Raw genomic sequence first — 16,558 nt, forward strand, 5'->3', positions numbered from 1 at the left:
CCATGCTGCGACGAGCTCTTGCGACCATCATGCTGCTTCTTGCCGCCGCCGTGGCGGGCGCGCCCGCTCCGGCCCAGGGCGCGGCGCTGTCCATCGACATCTTCGGGCCCGGCCAGGGCAAGGTCAACATGGCATTTGCCGAGCCGCTGCCCCTGGCCCCGGCCCCGGCCGTGCCCCAGGAGGCCGCGCGCTTCGCGGCCCTGGTGCGCGAGAACCTGGGCTTTCTGCCCTTCCTGCACCTGGTGGGCGACGCCGAAATCCTCGGCGGCACGCGCATGCCCGGCGTGACGCGCGACGACCTGGACATGCGCCGCTTCCAGATCTCCAAGGTGGACCTGATCATGACCACCGGGTGGCAGCCCGGGGCCGAAGGGTCGCGCCTGGAATGCCGCGTGTACGAGGCGTCCTCGGGGCGGCTGGTCATCGGCAAGGCCTACCTGCGCGTGGACGCCGAAGGCCTGACCCGCGTGGCCGACCTGTTCTGCTCGCATTTCATGGAGGCGCTCACCGGGCGCGGCGAGTTCTTCCGCTCGCGGCTGGCCTTCTCGCGCCGCGAGGGCCAGAAGCGCGAGATATGGGTCATGACGCCCCAGGGCCGCGACATGCGCCAGGTCTCCTTCCTGGGTGGCGCCAGCAGCAGCCCGGCCTGGTCCGTGGACGGGCGCTACCTGGCCTTCGCCCACCACAGCGTCTGGCAGCACACTCTGGCGGTGTGGGACTCGCAGAACAACCGCATCTTCGAGACCAAGGTGCCCGGCACGACCATCGGCGGCATGGACTTCATGCCCGACGGCACCCTGGCCGTGGCCATGACCCGCGGCAACATGGACATCTTCAAGATGAGCCGCGACCTGACGCGCGTGGGCGACACCCTGGTCTCCCACTGGGCCATCGACGTGTCCCCGAGCTTCGACTCCGAGGGGCGGCTCATGGCCTTCACCTCCGACCGCCAGGGCAACCCGCAGATCTTCGTCAAGGACCTGCAGACCGGGCGCGAAGAGCGCGTGACCTTCGAAGGCAAGTACAACACCAGCCCGAGCATCTCGCCCGACGGGCGGATGGTGGTCTACTCGCGGCGCACCGACTCCGGGCACCGCATCTTCGTGTCCGACATCCAGACCATGCGCGAGCGGCAGCTGACGTTCGGCCCCGGCAACGACGAGGAGCCCTGCTTCTCGCCCGACGGGTACTTCGTGGTCTTTTCCTCCAACCGCAGCGGGACCTACAGGCTCTACCTGACCACCCGCCACGGCGACGAGCCGAGGATGCTCGAGACGGGCAAGGGCGCGGCCACCCACCCCGCCTTCGGCCTGAGGATAGAGTAAACTGAAAACGCCCTAGGGAACCGGGCCTTAAAAAAGGTTTGGTATCCTATTGATTTCCTCTTCGGGGCAATGTAGTGTGTTGGGCTGGTTGGAACCGCTGGACAGCTCCGGCGTTCATGACCGAGGGGCGGCATAATTTTACATCCCAAGTAACAGTTTTCGAGGAGGATGCAATGCGTACGAGATTCCTGGTTGGCATGGCCATGATTCTGGCCATGATGTTCGTGGTTTCCGGTTGCGCCAAGACCCAGAAAGACGCCGCCGAGCAGCCGCTGGCGTTCTCGACTCCCGATCCCGCCGAGCCGACCATGGTCGACAGCTCTGCTCTGGACGCCGAGGCTCAGAAGGCTTTTGACGCTCTGACCGCCAACAAGATCTACTTCGACTTCGACAAGTTCGACCTCAAGGACGACAGCAAGGAAGTGCTGAAGTCCAAGGCCGAAATCCTGAAGAAGTACGCGGACTGGAAGATGCTCATCGAAGGCCACTGCGACGAGCGCGGCACCGAGGAGTACAACCTGGCCCTGGGTGAGCGCCGCGCCCGCGCCGCCTACGAGTACCTGGTTGTTCTCGGCGTGCCTTCCTCCCGCCTGAAGATCGTCTCCTTCGGCGAAGAGAAGCCCGCTGTCGAGGGTTCCGGCGAGGCCGCCTGGGCCAAGAACCGCCGCGACGAGTTCAAGGTCTTCAAGTAAGGCCGGTCCGCTCCCTGGGAGCTGTGGCGCCGCGCGGGCAACCGCGCGGCGCTTTTTTTTTGCGCACCGGAGGGAGGTTGCGCGCCGAGGGCAGGGGGCGCGCCGGGCTGGCCAGGGGTAGGGCCGGGCGAAGGCCGGGCCAGGGGGCGGGAATCCTTTCCCGGCGGGAAAAGGGTTGTGCAGCCGGAAACAGGGGGAACGCTTGCGTCCGGAACGGGGGGGCGCGTTCAGCGTGGGCGCTTTGGCTCCACGGGGCGGGCCCGCCCCGTGGCGCCGGAACCTTTGGGCGCGCCCGGCAGGGGCGCCGGGGCGCGAGCCAGGGCAGGCGGCGCGCCGCTGTCCGCCGGGCGGCTTGGGCCGGGGCTGGGCAGGGGGGCGCGTGTTCCCGCTCGGGACGGGGGGCTGTCCCGCCTCCGGGCGCGGGGCGCGGGAAGGGCGCGGCGCGGCGCGGTGAGGGCGCGGGCGTTGTCGGTGGCGGCCAGGGCCGCCTCGCGCCTGCGGCGTCCGGCGCGGCCCCGAAGCCCGGGGCGGCTTACATGCCGCCCGAGTGCCCGGCCACGAAGGCCACGTAGCCCCAGCGGGCCAGCCCCAGGGCGCAGGCTGCATAGACACCGGCCACGGCGTCGTCGATCATCACGCCCCAGCCTCCGGGCAGCCAGGTTTCGGCGCGGCGGATGGGGAAGGGCTTGGCGATGTCGAACAGCCGGAAGAAGAGCAACCCGGCGAAGACCTGCCACACGGGCAGCATGGCGAAGGGCAGGAAGGTCAGCCACTGGCCGAGCACCTCGTCGATGACCACGCAGCCGGGGTCCTTGCGGCCCAGGGTGGCCTCGGCGCGCCCGGCGGCCCAGGCGCCCAGCACGAACAGCCCCGCCAGAATGGCCGCGCGCACCAGCGGCGAAAAGGGCAGGAACAGGAAGGGCGCCAGCAAAACGGCGGCGGCGGAGCCCCAGGTGCCCGGAGCCTTGGGCAGCTGCCCCACGGGGCCCAGGGTGGCGATGGCGGTGGCCATGCGGTCGGTGGCGCTGGGGGCGGTGGCGTGCGTGGTCATGGTCCGTCCTGCGGTTTGCGGCCCGGGGCCGGGGTTGCGGGGCGGGGCCAGCCTAGGCGGCGCGCGGCCAAAAGGCAAGGGCCGGAGCGGCGCGCGCCGCCCCGGCCCCTGTGGGTGCCGCCCGTGCGGGTCCGGCTAGATGCCCTTCTTGGCCATCAGGGCGATGAGGTCGGCGATGCGGCAGGAGTAGCCCCATTCGTTGTCGTACCACACGTAGGTCTTGGCCAGGGTGCCGCCCTGGACCAGGGTGAACCCGTCGTCCACGATGCCCGAATGCGGGTCGCCGATGAGGTCCGACGACACCAGCGGTTCGGTGGAGTAGGCCAGGATGCCCTTGAGCGGGCCCTCGGCGGCCTGGCGCAGGGTGGCGCGCAGCTCCTCGGTGGTCGTGGGCTTCTTGAGCAGGGCCACGAAGTCCACCAGGGACACCGTGGGCGTGGGCACGCGCACGGAGTAGCCGTCGATGAGGCCCTTCATCTCGGGCAGCACCAGGGCCACGGCCTTGGCCGCGCCGGTGCTGGTGGGAATCATGTTGCACGCGGCGGCGCGCGCCCGGCGCAGGTCCTTGTGCGGCAGGTCCAGGATGCGCTGGTCGTTGGTGTAGGAGTGGACCGTGGTCATCACGCCCTTTTCGATGCCGAAGGCCTCGTGGATGACCTTCACCGCCGGGGCCAGGCAGTTGGTGGTGCACGAGGCGTTGGACACGATGCGGTGTTTGGCCGGGTCGTAGAGGTGCTCGTTGACGCCCAGCACCAGGGTGATGTCCTCCTCCTTGGCCGGGGCGGAGATGATCACGCGCTTGGCGCCGGACTCCAGGTGCTGCGCGGCGGTGGGCCCGGTGCGGAAGATGCCCGTGGACTCGATGACCACGTCCACCTTGCGCTCGGCCCAGGGGATGTTGCGCGGGTCGCGCTCGGCGTAGCTACGGATGGAGAACTCGCCGCCGATGGTGATGGTGTCGCCGTCCACGGCCACGTCGGCGGGGAAGGCGCCGTAGGTCGTGTCGCGGCGCAGCAGCTGCGCGTTGGTCTTCACGTCGAACAGGTCGTTGACGGCCACGACCTCGATGGCGTCGCGGTGGTATTTCCAGATGGTCTTGACGACTTGCCTGCCGATGCGGCCAAAGCCGTTGATGCCTACTCTGACTTTGCTCATGGGGCCTCCGTGGGCACTTGCCGGTTAGTCCTCGAACGTCTGGTAGACGTACGCGTTGGCCAGCTCCGAGGTGCGCTTGAGGGCGTGGTACATGCGCGCGTTCTCCAGGGCGATGCCCGAGAGGTTGGCGATGCAGGTCAAAAAGTCCAGTTCGTCGGCGGTGAAGGTGCGCGGCGCGCCCGAGTAGATGCGCAGCACGCCGATCACCGCGCCGCCGCGCGCCGTCAGCGGCACCACCACCAGCGAGACGAGGCCCTCCTCGGCGGCCTGGGCGCCGTACTGGAAGCGCGGGTCCGTGCGCACGTCGTCGATGGTCACCATGCGCCCCTGGAGCACGTCCTGGTCCAGCAGGCTCTTGGCCACCTCCACCGGGCCCTTGGACGCGTAGCGCTCGGACAGCCCGTAGGACGCGTCGGGCAGAAGGATCGTGCCGCTGCGGTCCAGCACGCGGATGAAGCAGCCTTTGGCGTCCATGGCCCGTGTGGCCTGCTCGGCGATGCCGGCCAGGACCTTGGACGGGTTGAGGGTCGAGTTGATGACCTTGGCGATGCCGTAGATCGTTTTGTACAGCCGTTCGGTACTCATCTTCCACCTGCCTGTTGCGGGGTTCGACGCCCAGCCCCCCGCCCGCCGGGCGGGGAGACGATGCATGTCACAGCTTACCGTGGACGGTACGCGCTTTCGCGTCTGTTTCAAAGGGAAAATCAAAGGGAAAAGTGGAGGAGCAGGCGGGGGGGCACGGGGCGCGCTGGCCGGGAGGGGCGGACGCAGGGTGGAAGAGTGGCGCAGCGGCCGAGGCCGGGCCCACCGGGGCGGTAGGGGCGGGAAGCGGGGCTGGCTCCGGAAAAGGCTGGCCGCGCGCGGCGGCGGGCCTCAGAGCCCCGCCGCGCGCACGGCGCGGATGGCGAAGAGGGTTTCCACCAGGCGGTGCAGGGGCAGGCCGACCACGTTGTTGTACGAGCCCTGGATGCTCTCGACCAGGAAGCCGCCCCGGCCCTGGATGGCGTAGGCCCCGGCCTTGTCCATGGGCTCGCCCGAGGCCACGTAGGCGAAGAGCACTTCCAGGGGCTGCGGACCCATGGTCACCTCGGTGGACACGGTGAACGCCACGGGCTCGCCGCCGGGGTGGTGCACCGCGCAGCCCGAGACCACGCGGTGCGTCGCGCCCACCAGCCGCGAGAGCATGAGCATGGCCTCGTCGGGGCCCGAGGGCTTGCCCATGATCTCGGAGCCCAGCACGACCACGGTGTCCGAGCCGATGACCACGGCCCGGGGGTGCAGGGCGGCCACGGCGGCGGCCTTGGCCCGGGCGGCGCGCAGGGCGTAGGCCTCGGCGGCCTCGCCCGGCAGGGGCATGGGCTCGGGCTCCGGGCTGGGGGCCACGGTGAAGGCCAGCCCCAGGGCCGCAAGCATCTCGCTGCGGCGCGGGGAGCCCGAGGCCAGCACGATGGGCTGGACGGCTTCCAGGACGCCGGGGGTGGACGGGGCGAAGGTCATGGGGCGCTGCCGGGGCCGCTCAGGCGCCCGCCGGGGCGGCGGGCGCGGCGGTCAGGGCGTGGTACAGGGCCTCGTCCAGGGTCGGGTGGGCCCAGATCAGGGCCTCGGCGTCTTCGCGGGTCCAGCCGTCGCGGACCATGACCGTGGCGGCGGTGACCAGGTTGGCCACGCCGTGGCCCACGGCGGTGACGCCCACCACGCGCCCGTCCAGCCAGACGACCTTGACGAAGCCCTGGGCGCTGGCGTGGCTCTGGGCGATGGGGTTGGCGGCGAGCTGGGCCGTGCTGACCCGGGGCTCCAGGCCCTGGGCCAGCAGCTCGGCGGCCATGCGCCCCACGCGCACGGTCTGCGGCGCGCCGTAGATACACCAGGGCATGGGCCCGGGGGCGTAGGGGCCGTGCTCGCGGCCCGCTGCCTGGGCCGCCGCGTGGCGCGCGGCGTAGCGGCCCTGGTGCGAGGCGGCGTGGGCCAGCATGGCCTTGCCGTTGGCGTCGCCGATGACGGCCACCGTGGGCGCGGCCAGCAGGCAGTCGCCCACCTCGGGGAAATTGCCCCGGCCCAGGCGCACCCCGGCGGTTTCCAGGCCGATGCCCGTCGTGTTGGGCCCGCGCCCGGTGGCCACCAGGGCCAGCTCCGCGCCCAGGGTCTGGCCGGATTCCAGCTCCAGCAGGGCCGCGCCGTCCACTGTGCGCAGGCTCTTCACCCGGCTGCCCAGGTGCAGGGCCCATTTCTCGCGCTTGCACAGCGCGGCGATGGCGGCCGACACCTCGGGGTCCTCCCAGGGCGCCAGGCGGTCCAGGGCCTCCACCACGGTGATGGCCGCGCCCAGGCGGGCGAAGAAGCGGCCCAGCTCCAGGCCGATGACCCCGCCGCCCACGATGATGAGCGAGGCCGGGGCCGTGGTCACGTCCAGGATGGCGTCGGAGTCCAGCACGCGGTCGCCGTCGGGCTCCAGGCCCGGGAAGGCCGTGGGCCGCGAGCCGGTGGCCACCACCAGCCGCCCGAATTCCACGGCCACGGGGCCCTGGTCCGTGGCCACGTCCAGCTCGCTGGCCGAGCGCAGCGTGCCCTGGCCGCGCAGCAGCGCGACCCCGGCGTCGGCCAGCTGCTTTTCGATGGCCTTGCGGCTGCCCGCCAGCATCTGGCCCTTGCGCTTTTGCAGGGCCGCCAGGTCCACGCGGATTTCGCCTTCGAGCAGGCGCAGCCGGGCCTGGGCGTGCATTTCGTGCACGCAGTCCGTGGCGCCCAGGAAGAGCTTGGTGGGGATGCAGCCGCGGTTCAGGCAGGTGCCGCCCAGCTCCGAACGCTCCACCAGCGCCGTGGACAGGCCCAGGGCGGCGGCCTCCAGGGCGCAGTCCACGCCCCCGGGCCCGCCGCCCAGGACCACGAGGTCGAAGCGCAGGCGGCGCTCAGCCGCAGTTGCAGTCATCGGTCAGCACCATTTCGCGCGCGGCGCGGGTTTCGTCCAGGCGCGTCACGGGCAGCGTCACCGGGGCGGCCTGCACCGAGGCCGGGTCCGTGCCCGCGCGGCGCACGATCTCGATGAGGTCGTCCACGAAGGCGTCCAGGGTGTCCTTGCTCTCGGTTTCCGTGGGCTCGAACATCAAGCATTCCTTGACGATGAGCGGGAAGTAGATGGTCGGGGCGTGGTAGCCCTTGTCCAGCAGGGCCTTGGCGATGTCCAGGGCGCGCACGCCGTTCAAGGCCTCGCCCACGGCGCTGGCCACGAACTCGTGCATGCAGATGCGGTCGTGGGGAATCTCCAGCACGCCTTCCAGGCGCTTGCGCATGTAGTTGGCGGCGAGCACGGCGTTTTCCGTGGCGCGCACCAGCCCCTCGCGGCCCAGGCGCAGGATGTAGGCGTAGGCCTTGAGCACCACGCCGAAGTTGCCGTAGAACGGCGCCATGTAGCCGATGGACTGCGGGTGGTCGTAGTCGAGCACGAAGCGGTTGTCATCGAGCTTTTTCACCCGCGACACGGGCAGGAAGGGCACGAGCTTGTCGCACACGCCCACCGGGCCGGAGCCCGGGCCGCCGCCGCCGTGGGGCGTGGCAAAGGTCTTGTGCAGGTTCAGGTGCACCACGTCGAAGCCCGCGTCGCCCACGCGCATCTTGCCCATGATGGCGTTGAGGTTGGCGCCGTCGTAGTAGAGCAGGGCGTCGGCGGCGTGGATCATCTCCACGATTTCCGGCAGGTTGCGCTCGAACAGCCCCAGGGTGTTCGGGCAGGTCATCATCACGGCGGCCACGTCGTCGGTGAGCGCCGCGCGCAGGGCTTCGGGGTCCACCATGCCGTCGCGCGACTCGATGGACACCACCTCGAAGCCCGCCAGGGCCGCCGAGGCCGGGTTGGTGCCGTGGGCGGAGTCGGGGCAGATGACCTTGGTCTTCTTGTTGCCCTTGGCCTTGTGGTAGGCGGCGATGATCATGGCCCCGGTCAGCTCGCCGTGGGCCCCGGCCATGGGGTGCAGGGTGTAGCCCGCCATGCCGGTGATCTCGCACAACAGCTGCTCCATGTGGTACATGACCTCAAGGGCGCCCTGGGTGTGGTGCCCGGCGCCGCGCAGCTGGGCCATGAGCGGGTGCAGGCGGGTGAAGCCCGGCAGGGCGGCCACCTGCTCGGTGAACTTGGGGTTGTACTTCATGGTGCACGACCCCAGGGGGTAGAAGTTGCCGTCCACCCCGTAGTTGCGCCGCGACAGCCGCGTGAAGTGGCGCACCACGTCGAGCTCGCCCAGCTCGGGCAGGCGCGCCCGCGAGGAGCGCACGAGCCCGGCGGGCAGGAAATCCGTGGCGCGGGCGCTGGTCAGCCCGGCGCAGACGCCCTGGCGGCAGGGGATGGATTGTTCGAACAGGGTCTTCATCGCAGCAGTCCTCCCAGCATTTCGGCCATGACGCCGATGTCCTCGCGGGTGTGCTTCTCGGTGCAGGCGACCAGCAGGCAGTTTTCCAGCCCGGGGTAGTAGCGGCCCAGGGGGAAGCCCGGCACGAAGCCGCGCTCGGTCAGCTGGTCCACCACCTGGGGGGCCGGCACGGGCAGGCGCACGGCGAACTCGTTGCAGAAGGGCGCGTCGCCCAGGCGCGAGACGCCCGGGATGACCGTCAGGCGCTCCAGGGCGTAGTGGGCCAGCTCCATGCAGCGCAGGGCGGTCTGCTCCAGGCCGCCGGGGCCCAGCAGGCTGACGTGGACCAGCGCGCGCAGGGCGCACAGGGCCTGGTTGGAGCAGATGTTGGAGGTCGCCTTCTGGCGGCGGATGTGCTGCTCGCGGGCCTGCAGGGTCAGCACGTAGCCGGTGCGGCCCTTTGTGTCCACGGTGCGGCCCACGATGCGCCCGGGCATCTGGCGGACCATCTTGGACGTGCAGGCCATGACGCCCAGGTACGGCCCGCCGAAGGACAGCGGCTGGCCCAGGCTCTGGCCCTCGGCCACGGCGATGTCCGCGCCCATGGCGCCGGGGGTTTTGAGCACGGCCTGCATCAGCGGATACACGGCCATGACGCCCACGGCCTTCACGGCCCGGGCGTGGTCGAACAGCTCGGCGTAGTCGCCCACGTTGCCGAAGAAATCCGGATTCTGCACCACCACGGCGGCGGTGGCGTGGTCCACGGCGTCCATCATGCCCGCCATGTCCGTGGCCCCGTTCTTGTGGGGCACGGTGACCAGCTCGAGGTTCAGGTTCGATGTGTAGGAGTCGAGCATGATGCGGTAGATGGGTGACAGGGTCTGGCTGACCACCAGCCGGGTGCGCTTGGTGGCGCGCACGCCCATCATCATGGCCTCGAACAGCGCGGAGCCGCCGTCGTAGACCGAGGCGTTGGCCACGTCCATGTCCAGCAGGCGGCACATGGCGGTCTGGTATTCGAAGATGGCCTGGAGCGTGCCCTGGGAGGCTTCGGGCTGGTAGGGCGTGTAGGCGGTGTAGAACTCGCCCCGCCCCGCCAGGGCGTCCACCGCCGCGGGGATGTGGTGGTCGTAGAAGCCCGCGCCGAGGAAGCTGACCATGTCGGTCCTGTTCTTGGCGGCCAGGCGCTCCATGCGCGCCAGGACTTCCATCTCGGACAGGCCTGCGGGCAGGTTGAAGCTCCTGGGCCGCAGGTGCTTGGGAATATCCGCGAACAGCTCGTCCATGGACGCGACGCCGATGGTCGCGAGCATGGCGCGCGTCTGCTCCTCGGTATGGGGAACGTAGGGCATGGGGCCTTGCTCCTGGGGTTGGTTAGTGGGCGTCCTGCGCCACCAGCTCTTCGTACTCGTCGGCGGAGAGCAGGTTCTCGGGGTCGGAGGCGATCTTGAACTTCACCAGCCAGCCCTCGCCGTAGGGGTCGTGGTTGACGATCTCGGGGGCGTCGGCCAGGGCGGCGTTGACCTCGATGACCTCGCCGGACACGGGGGCGTAGATTTCGCTGGCGGCCTTGACGGACTCCACCGTGCCCATCTCGCTGCCGGCCTCGAAGGTGTCGCCCACCTCGGGCAGCTCGACGTAGGTCAGGTCGCCGAGTTGCTCCTGGGCGAACTGGGTGATGCCGACGGTGGCCACGTCGCCTTCGACGAGCGCCCATTCATGGGACTTGGCGTACAGCAGATCCTTGGGAATCACGGCGTCCTCCTTGGACCCCCGCGCGGGCGGGGCGGGTGGGGGGTTGGGCTGGCGTCTGCCAGGAAAACGGCGGGCCCACGGCCCGAGCCCTGACGCAAAAGGCCGCACTTATACCTTTCCGCCCCCGGGGGCAAGCGCGGGCGGACGCCCCGGGAGCCGGGGCGGGGCGGTCGGCGCGGTACGGCGCGCCAGCGACCGGGAAATTCTTCCCGGCCGCTTGAAAATGGCAGGATGGCGGCGTGCGGACGACCCGGGGCCGCGAGCCGCTGCGGCCATGCGCCCGGGCCCGGGTCGCGCAGCGGCGCGGCCAGCCATTTCGGGGCGGCGACTTCCGGGCGGCCCGCTAGTCCGTCTCGTCCAGGGGCAGGCCCAGGTTGCGGATCTCGTTGAGCAGGGTCTTCTTGCGGATGGGCTTGACCAGGTACGAGGTGGCCTCGCCCAGGAAGAACGCGTCGTGCAGCTCCTTGGTGTCGTCCAGGGCCGAGATCATCACCGCCTTGACGCGCTTGTCCTCGGGAACGCCCATCTCGGTCTCGATTTCGCGGATCTCGCGCAGGGCCTGCTGGCCGTCCATGTTGGGCATGATGATGTCCAGGCAGACGAGGTCGTAGGGCTCCTCGTTTTTCAGCGAGCTGCGGAAGGCCTCCACGGCCTCCTCGCCGTCCACGGCGACATCGCAATACCCGAAAGGATAGAGGATTTTCTGCATCAGGCGACGGCTGTCGAAGTCGTCATCGACGATGAGAAAACGCATTGGCACACCCCCGGGAGTGGTTCGTCAGGATTTTGCATGGAGTCCAGCCATGCTATTAAAGAATTCCGGCCAGCTTGGCAACCGCCGGGCGCTTGTGGCCGCCGGGGGAACAGGGTAGGGTGCCCCCGGCGCGCAGCGTGTGCGCCGCACGCCTTCTCGGGAGCGGACATGGGAATCGAAAGCCTGTTTTCCTTGGATATTCTGGTGCAGGCCGCCGGGCGCAGCGGCTGGGAAGGCTGGCCCTTCGGCGGCACGGGCCCCGGGGGCGTGGTGCTGGCCTCGGCGGCGCGCATCGTGTTCATCCTGCTGGTCTTCGCCCTGCTGGCCTGGGTGCTGCGCAGGCTCTTCGGCCCGGGCGGCCCCCTGCGCCCCCGGGAGTTCGGCACCGGGCACATCGAGCGCCGCCGCCGCCGCGAGGAGGCCGGGCGCGCGCTGTACGCCCGCTGGCGGGCCGGGGAGCTGGACGACGCGCAGTACGCCGCAGCCCGCAAGGCCCTGGACGAGGACTGAGCCCCCGGCCATGCCTGCCTCCGCCGCCGTCTTGCGCCCCGCGTTCCTGGCCCCGCACCTGCGGGCCCTGGACGCCTGCCATCGCCTGCACCTGGAGCTGGCCCCCGACGAGGCCGAAAACCTGGCCTTGAAGCACGAGCACAGCCTGCGCGTGCTCGACGAGGCCGTGCGCATCACCGCCACCCTGGGCCCGGCCCAGGGCCTGACTCCGGCCCTGGAGCGGCTGGTGCTCCTGGCGGCGCTGTTCCACGACCTGGGGCGCTTCCCGCAACTGGTGCGCTACGGCACCTTCAACGACCGCGAATCGGCCAACCACGGGGCCCTGGGCGCGCGGGCCATGGTGCGCCTGGGCCTGCCCCGGGGGCTGGACCCGGCCTGCGCGCGCCTGGTGCGCGCCTGCGTGGCCCTGCACAACCGCAAGGAGCTGCCCCCGGGCCTGCCCGCGGACCTGGGCCTGGCCCTGCGCGTGGTGCGCGACGCCGACAAGCTGGACATCCTGCCCGTGGTCCTGGCGCACCTGCGGCCCGGGGCGGCCAACGATGTGGTCACCCTGGGCCTGTCGCGCGACCCGCAGCTGTGGAGCCCGCCCCTGCTGGACAGCCTGCTGGCGGGGCGCCCCTGCGTCTACGAGGACATGCGCAGCGTCAACGATTTCCGGCTGCTGCTCCTGTCGTGGGTCTACGGGATGCATTTCACGGTGTCGCGCCGGGCGCTGCTCGAGCGCGGACACCTGCGCGAACTGGCCGCCGGGCTGCCCGACACGGCGCCGCTGCGCGGGCTGTACGACCGCCTGCGGGCCGATCTGGAGCGTGCTGTGGGGCCGGGTCAGGACGCCGCAGCCGAGGCCGGGGAGTCGTCCAGCAGCCCGGCCACGGTGCGCAGATAGCCATCGATGCTGCGGCCCACGGCCTCGGGCACGGTGGTGAAGGCCAGGCCCAGGGTGGTCCGCCCGCCGGAGCCCTGCACGCCGCGCACCTGGCAGCCCAGGCGCTGGGCGCCCGCGGCGCCGAAGATGGCGCATTCCAGCTCCACCGTGTCGCCTATGGCCAGCCGGGCCGCAGGGTCCGAAGACTCGCAGGCCAGGCGGCAGCCGTTGCGGCTGATGTCCAGCAGCATGGCCTGGCCGCGCAGGGCCCCGGCCTGGATCTGGACCGGGAACAGGCATTCCACGCGGCTTTCCTTGCGCAGGTTGTGCGAGTCGATGCGCGAGGGGAAGTCGGCGAAGAGCAGGGGGTAGGGCCGCAGGGCGTAGCTCTGGATGCGCGTGGAAAAGCCCCAGATATTGCCGGAATGCAGGTAGCTCACCGTGGCCGTGTTGCCCTGGTAGAGGTATTCGTAGAGCCCGGGCAGGCCCTGGGTCGCCGCGCTGGGCAGGCGCATGAGGAAGTATCTGCCGCGCTCGTGGCCCACGAAGGCGGTGCGCACGCGCTCGTCGAAGCCGGTGATGCCCAGGATGAGTTGCAGGCCGGGCTTGATCTCGAAGATGCTCCGGGGCAGGGGCTGGGGCGTCTCGTCGCTGGGAGGCATGGCCGTCGGTCTCCGTGGTCTGCTGGCGGTGTCGGTGGTGCGGCTCGTGGTGGAATGCCGTACGCCGGGGGCCAGTTTAAGCACATTCCCCGGCTGGTGCGCAAGCCCCTCAGTGAAAAACAGGGCAGCGTCCCAGGGAATCCGGGACGCTTCCGGCGTCCGGCTTGCCAGCGCCGCAGGTTCAATGGATAATGCCCCCCCTGGCCCCAACCCCGATGAGGACGGCTCCGTGACCGAAACGCCCCCCAAGGAACTGGATCTGCAGCAGATGCCCATCGAGGCCGTGGCCGCCTACTGGCTGTCGCTGCGCAAGGTCATGGGCCCGAAGTTCGCGCCCAGGACCCTCCAGGACGAGGCCGCCAACACCGCCGAGCCCTTCATCCGCTACATGCTCGACCTGGGCCTGTGCGGGCTCGACGATGCCACGGCCCGCCGCGCGGGCGTCCGGCGCCGCGACACCGCTCTGCGCGACCTGGGCCTGAAGCTCGGGCTGATGCGCGATGCGCTGTTGTCCATGGCCGCCGCCGAGAACCCGCGCATGGCCCTGGCGCGCATGTTCGCCCGCCTGCCCGCCCCGGCCCTGACCGAGGAGGCCGCCACGCGCATGGCCCTGGACATGGTCCGCCTGGCCGAGCAGGGCGGCGGCGGCCCGACCCTGGACGTGGACCTGGGCCTGGGCGCCGAAGAGCTGCTGGTGCGGCTCATGTTCTACGTGCTGTGGGCCCGGCGCGAGGGCAAGGCCGCCACCTGGCCCCTGGGCGGCTCGGCGCGCTGCCGCTTCTTCCTCCAGGGCCTGGCCCTGGCCGCCGACGGCCACGACCGCAGCTTCGTCAAGGCCTGCCTGGACACCGCCGCCGCCGAGGTCCTGGCCGACGCGGGCACCAAGATGGACCTGTGCGTGGACATGGTCCTGGCCCTGCGCGCCAAGGCCAGCTACGAGGATCTCTACCGCCTGGCCCGGGCCTATGTGCCCTGAGGCGCCTGTGCCGGGCACCCCTGCCCCCGGCCCGCAAACCCGCCAGTGGGCCGTGCCCGCCGCCGCGCGCGGCGAGCGCCTGGACGCCTTCGTGGCCGGGCTGCTGGCCGGGGAGGGCGTCTCGCGCGGGGCCGTGCAGGAGCTGATCCGCCAGGGCCACGTGACCCTGGACGGCCGGGCCCCGGCCAAGGCCGGGCTGCGTCTGGCCGGAGGCGAGGCCCTGGCCGTGCGCCTGGAGCTGCCGGGCACGGCGCTGGCCCCCGAGGCCGGGGAGCTGCGCGTGGTCCACGAGGACGCGCGTCTGGCGGTGATCGACAAGCCCGCCGGGCTCACGGTGCATCCCGCGCCGGGGCTGGAGACGGGCACCCTGGTCCACCGCGTGCTGCACCGCTGGCCCCAGGCCGCGCTCATGGACGGCCCGCGCCCGGGCATCGTCCACCGCATCGACAAGGACACCTCGGGCCTTTTGCTGGTGGCCCTGGACGAGGCCGCGCGGCTGGCCCTGGCCGAGGATTTCGCCGCGCGCCGGGTGCGCAAGGAATATCTGGCCCTGGTCCACGGCGTGCCCGAGGCCCGGCCCGGGCCGTGGGGCGAGATCGACGCGCCCCTGGGCCGCGACCCGCGCCACAAGACCAAGATGGCCGTGACGCCCTCGGGCGGGCGCGAGGCGCGCACCTCGTGGCGGGTGCTGTGGGCCGCGCCCGGCGGGGCGGCCAGCCTCGTGCTGGTGCGCATCCATACCGGACGCACGCACCAGATCCGCGTGCACATGGCCCACATCGGGCATCCGCTGCTGGGCGACGCGATCTACGGCTCGCGCCAGCACGCCGAATTCGCCGCCGCCACGGGGCTGGACCCGGCCCTGGCCGGGCGCCAGATGCTGCACGCCTGGCGCCTGGGCTTCACGCACCCGGGGACCGGGGCGGCCATGATCCTGTGGGCCCCGCCGCCCGAGGATTTCCAGGCCCTGGCCCGCGCCCTGGGCGCCGCAGTGCTGCGCGTGGGGCTGGTGGGCATGCCCGGGTGCGGCAAGTCGGCCCTGGCCGGGCTGCTGGCCGCCGCGGGGGTGCCGGTCTTTTGCGCCGACCGCTGCGTGGCCGGGCTCTACGCCCCGGGGGCCGACGGTTGGGTGCTGGTGCGCCGCCGCTTCGGCGCGGCCCTGGCCCCCGATGGCCGCCCGGTGGACAAGGCCGCGCTGCTGGCGCTGATGCGCTCGGGCGAGGCCGTGCGCCGCGAGGTGCAGGACATGATCCACCCCCTGGTGCGCCACCGGCTGGAGGAATTCTGGCGCGCCCACGCCCGCGAGGCCGTGGCCGTGGCCGAGGTGCCGCTGCTGCTCGAAGGCGGCTGGCCCGCCCAGGGCCTGACGGACATGGTGCTGGGCGTGCGCTGCCCCGAGGCCGCGCGCCGGGCCCGGCTGCGCGAGCTGCGCGGCTGGGACGACGCCACCCAGGCCGCCCTGGAGGCCTGGCAGTGGCCCGAGGCCGACAAGCTGGGCCGCTGCGACCTTGTGGCGGACAACGGCGGCGACCTGGCGGCCCTGGGCGCCGAGGCCGCGCGGGTGCTGGAGCAACTGCGCGGGCTGGCCGCTGCCCGCCGGGAGCGGGTGGCCGGGGCCCTGGCCGCGCTGTGGACCCCGGACCCCCGGGAGCCGGAGGACGCGCCGTGATCCCCCTGCGCGACAGCATCCCCCGGGTGCACACCCCCTGGGCCACCTGGCTGCTCATCGCCTGCAACGCGGCGGCCTTTGCCTGGACCCTCGCCCTGGGCCCCCAGGGCCGCGAGGTGCTCTTCCACCTGCTGGGCGTGGTGCCGCTGCGCTTCACCGAACCGGCCCTGGCCGCCCAGGCGGGCTTTCCGCCCCACGGGCAGTATGCCTTCGTGACCTACATGTTCCTGCACGGCGGCTGGCTGCATTTCCTGGCCAACATGTGGACGCTGTGGATCTTCGCCGACAACATCGAGGACGTGATGGGCCCGGTGCGCTTCCTGGGTTTCTACCTCTGCTCGGGGCTGGCGGCGCTGGCGGTCCACTACGTGTTCGAGATGCACTCGCCGGTGCCGGTGGTGGGCGCCAGCGGGGCCATCGCCGGGGTCATGGGCGCCTATTTCCTGCTCTACCCCCACGCGCGGGTGACCACCGTGGTGCCGCTGTTCTTCATCCCGCTGATCTTCGAGCTGCCCGCCGTGATCTTCCTGGGCATCTGGTTCCTGTCGCAGTTCTTCTCGGGGGTCGCCGGGCTGGTGGGGCCGGGCCAGGGCGGGGGCATCGCCTGGTGGGCCCACGCCGGGGGCTTCATGGCCGGGGCGCTGCTCTTGCCGCTGTTCCGCAAGCCGGGGCGCTGCTATTTCTGCGTGGCGCCCCGCGACGACCCCTTCCGGCGTTTCCCCTTCCTGCGGCGCTGACCCGGCCCCACGCGGCCCCGCGCTGCCCGCGCCGGTCCTGCGCCATGCGTGCGCTCCGGCGCGGCTC

At 71.5% G+C, this 16,558-nt stretch carries 17 protein-coding genes; 7 read left to right on the plus strand and 10 right to left on the minus strand.

Annotation, left to right across the window (positions count from 1 at the left end; all coding sequences use genetic code 11):
* Positions 1 to 2 precede the first annotated feature (2 nt).
* Positions 3 to 1,325 (plus strand): PD40 domain-containing protein, encoded by a 1,323-nt coding sequence (locus tag G495_RS0102485; RefSeq protein ID WP_035250509.1) that lies wholly within the window; start codon positions 3 to 5, stop codon positions 1,323 to 1,325.
* 173 nt (positions 1,326 to 1,498) lie between these two features.
* Entirely contained in the window at positions 1,499 to 2,017 is a 519-nt protein-coding gene (gene pal / locus G495_RS0102490; RefSeq protein ID WP_028586516.1) for a peptidoglycan-associated lipoprotein Pal, read from the plus strand.
* A gap of 532 nt (positions 2,018 to 2,549) precedes the next feature.
* Here pal and G495_RS0102495 read toward each other — a convergent pair.
* The 9 genes from G495_RS0102495 to G495_RS0102535 all read right to left on the minus strand — a co-directional run bounded on the left by G495_RS0102495 (position 2,550) and on the right by G495_RS0102535 (position 11,072).
* Positions 2,550 to 3,068 (minus strand): phosphatidylglycerophosphatase A family protein, encoded by a 519-nt coding sequence (locus tag G495_RS0102495; protein ID WP_035250512.1) that lies wholly within the window; start codon positions 3,066 to 3,068, stop codon positions 2,550 to 2,552.
* A 135-nt stretch (positions 3,069 to 3,203) separates the two neighbouring features.
* Positions 3,204 to 4,223: a type I glyceraldehyde-3-phosphate dehydrogenase gene (gene gap, locus G495_RS0102500; RefSeq protein WP_028586518.1), complete on the minus strand. Its 1,020-nt coding sequence runs from the start codon at positions 4,221 to 4,223 to the stop codon at positions 3,204 to 3,206.
* Between the two features lie 24 nt (positions 4,224 to 4,247).
* Entirely contained in the window at positions 4,248 to 4,808 is a 561-nt protein-coding gene (locus tag G495_RS0102505; RefSeq protein WP_028586519.1) for a GAF domain-containing protein, read from the minus strand.
* Between the two features lie 288 nt (positions 4,809 to 5,096).
* Positions 5,097 to 5,720: a Maf family protein gene (locus tag G495_RS0102510; RefSeq protein ID WP_051444980.1), complete on the minus strand. Its 624-nt coding sequence runs from the start codon at positions 5,718 to 5,720 to the stop codon at positions 5,097 to 5,099.
* A gap of 19 nt (positions 5,721 to 5,739) precedes the next feature.
* Complete coding sequence (locus tag G495_RS0102515; RefSeq protein WP_245588346.1) at positions 5,740 to 7,149, minus strand: dihydrolipoyl dehydrogenase family protein; 1,410 nt, start codon at positions 7,147 to 7,149, stop codon at positions 5,740 to 5,742.
* Entirely contained in the window at positions 7,130 to 8,584 is a 1,455-nt protein-coding gene (gcvPB, locus tag G495_RS0102520) for an aminomethyl-transferring glycine dehydrogenase subunit GcvPB (protein WP_028586522.1), read from the minus strand. The genes G495_RS0102515 and gcvPB overlap by 20 nt, the downstream gene beginning before the upstream one ends.
* Positions 8,581 to 9,915 carry an aminomethyl-transferring glycine dehydrogenase subunit GcvPA gene (gene gcvPA, locus G495_RS0102525; protein ID WP_028586523.1) on the minus strand — a complete coding sequence of 445 codons (1,335 nt, stop codon included), beginning with the start codon at positions 9,913 to 9,915 and terminating at the stop codon, positions 8,581 to 8,583. Before gcvPA ends, gcvPB begins: the two co-directional genes overlap by 4 nt.
* A gap of 22 nt (positions 9,916 to 9,937) precedes the next feature.
* Positions 9,938 to 10,318 carry a glycine cleavage system protein GcvH gene (gene gcvH / locus G495_RS0102530; RefSeq protein ID WP_028586524.1) on the minus strand — a complete coding sequence of 127 codons (381 nt, stop codon included), beginning with the start codon at positions 10,316 to 10,318 and terminating at the stop codon, positions 9,938 to 9,940.
* A 343-nt stretch (positions 10,319 to 10,661) separates the two neighbouring features.
* Positions 10,662 to 11,072: a response regulator gene (locus tag G495_RS0102535; RefSeq protein WP_028586525.1), complete on the minus strand. Its 411-nt coding sequence runs from the start codon at positions 11,070 to 11,072 to the stop codon at positions 10,662 to 10,664.
* A 168-nt stretch (positions 11,073 to 11,240) separates the two neighbouring features.
* On the opposite strand from G495_RS0102535, the gene G495_RS22340 reads away from it, so the two are divergent.
* Together G495_RS22340 and G495_RS17205 are read left to right on the plus strand one after the other, a co-directional pair.
* Complete coding sequence (locus G495_RS22340) at positions 11,241 to 11,582, plus strand: hypothetical protein (protein ID WP_051444981.1); 342 nt, start codon at positions 11,241 to 11,243, stop codon at positions 11,580 to 11,582.
* A 10-nt stretch (positions 11,583 to 11,592) separates the two neighbouring features.
* Positions 11,593 to 12,468, plus strand: coding sequence for an HD domain-containing protein (locus tag G495_RS17205; RefSeq protein WP_051444982.1), 876 nt, complete (start codon positions 11,593 to 11,595; stop codon positions 12,466 to 12,468).
* On the opposite strand, the gene G495_RS20115 is transcribed toward G495_RS17205, so the two are convergent.
* Entirely contained in the window at positions 12,408 to 13,109 is a 702-nt protein-coding gene (locus G495_RS20115; protein ID WP_028586526.1) for a PilZ domain-containing protein, read from the minus strand. The genes G495_RS17205 and G495_RS20115 overlap by 61 nt on opposite strands.
* Positions 13,110 to 13,338: 229 nt before the next feature.
* Here G495_RS20115 and G495_RS0102555 point away from each other — a divergent pair, with 229 nt between their 5' ends.
* Genes G495_RS0102555 through G495_RS0102565 form a run of 3 tightly spaced genes read left to right on the plus strand, consistent with a single transcriptional unit; the run spans position 13,339 to position 16,491 of the window.
* Complete coding sequence (locus G495_RS0102555) at positions 13,339 to 14,085, plus strand: hypothetical protein (protein ID WP_028586527.1); 747 nt, start codon at positions 13,339 to 13,341, stop codon at positions 14,083 to 14,085.
* A gap of 7 nt (positions 14,086 to 14,092) precedes the next feature.
* On the plus strand, positions 14,093 to 15,754 hold the full coding sequence (locus tag G495_RS17215) for a dephospho-CoA kinase (protein ID WP_281171680.1): 1,662 nt from the start codon (positions 14,093 to 14,095) through the stop codon (positions 15,752 to 15,754).
* Complete coding sequence (locus tag G495_RS0102565; protein WP_028586528.1) at positions 15,751 to 16,491, plus strand: rhomboid family intramembrane serine protease; 741 nt, start codon at positions 15,751 to 15,753, stop codon at positions 16,489 to 16,491. The genes G495_RS17215 and G495_RS0102565 overlap by 4 nt, the downstream gene beginning before the upstream one ends.
* Positions 16,492 to 16,558: the final 67 nt, after the last annotated feature.

This window comes from Desulfocurvus vexinensis DSM 17965 (genome assembly GCF_000519125.1).
GTDB lineage: Bacteria > Desulfobacterota > Desulfovibrionia > Desulfovibrionales > Desulfovibrionaceae > Desulfocurvus > Desulfocurvus vexinensis.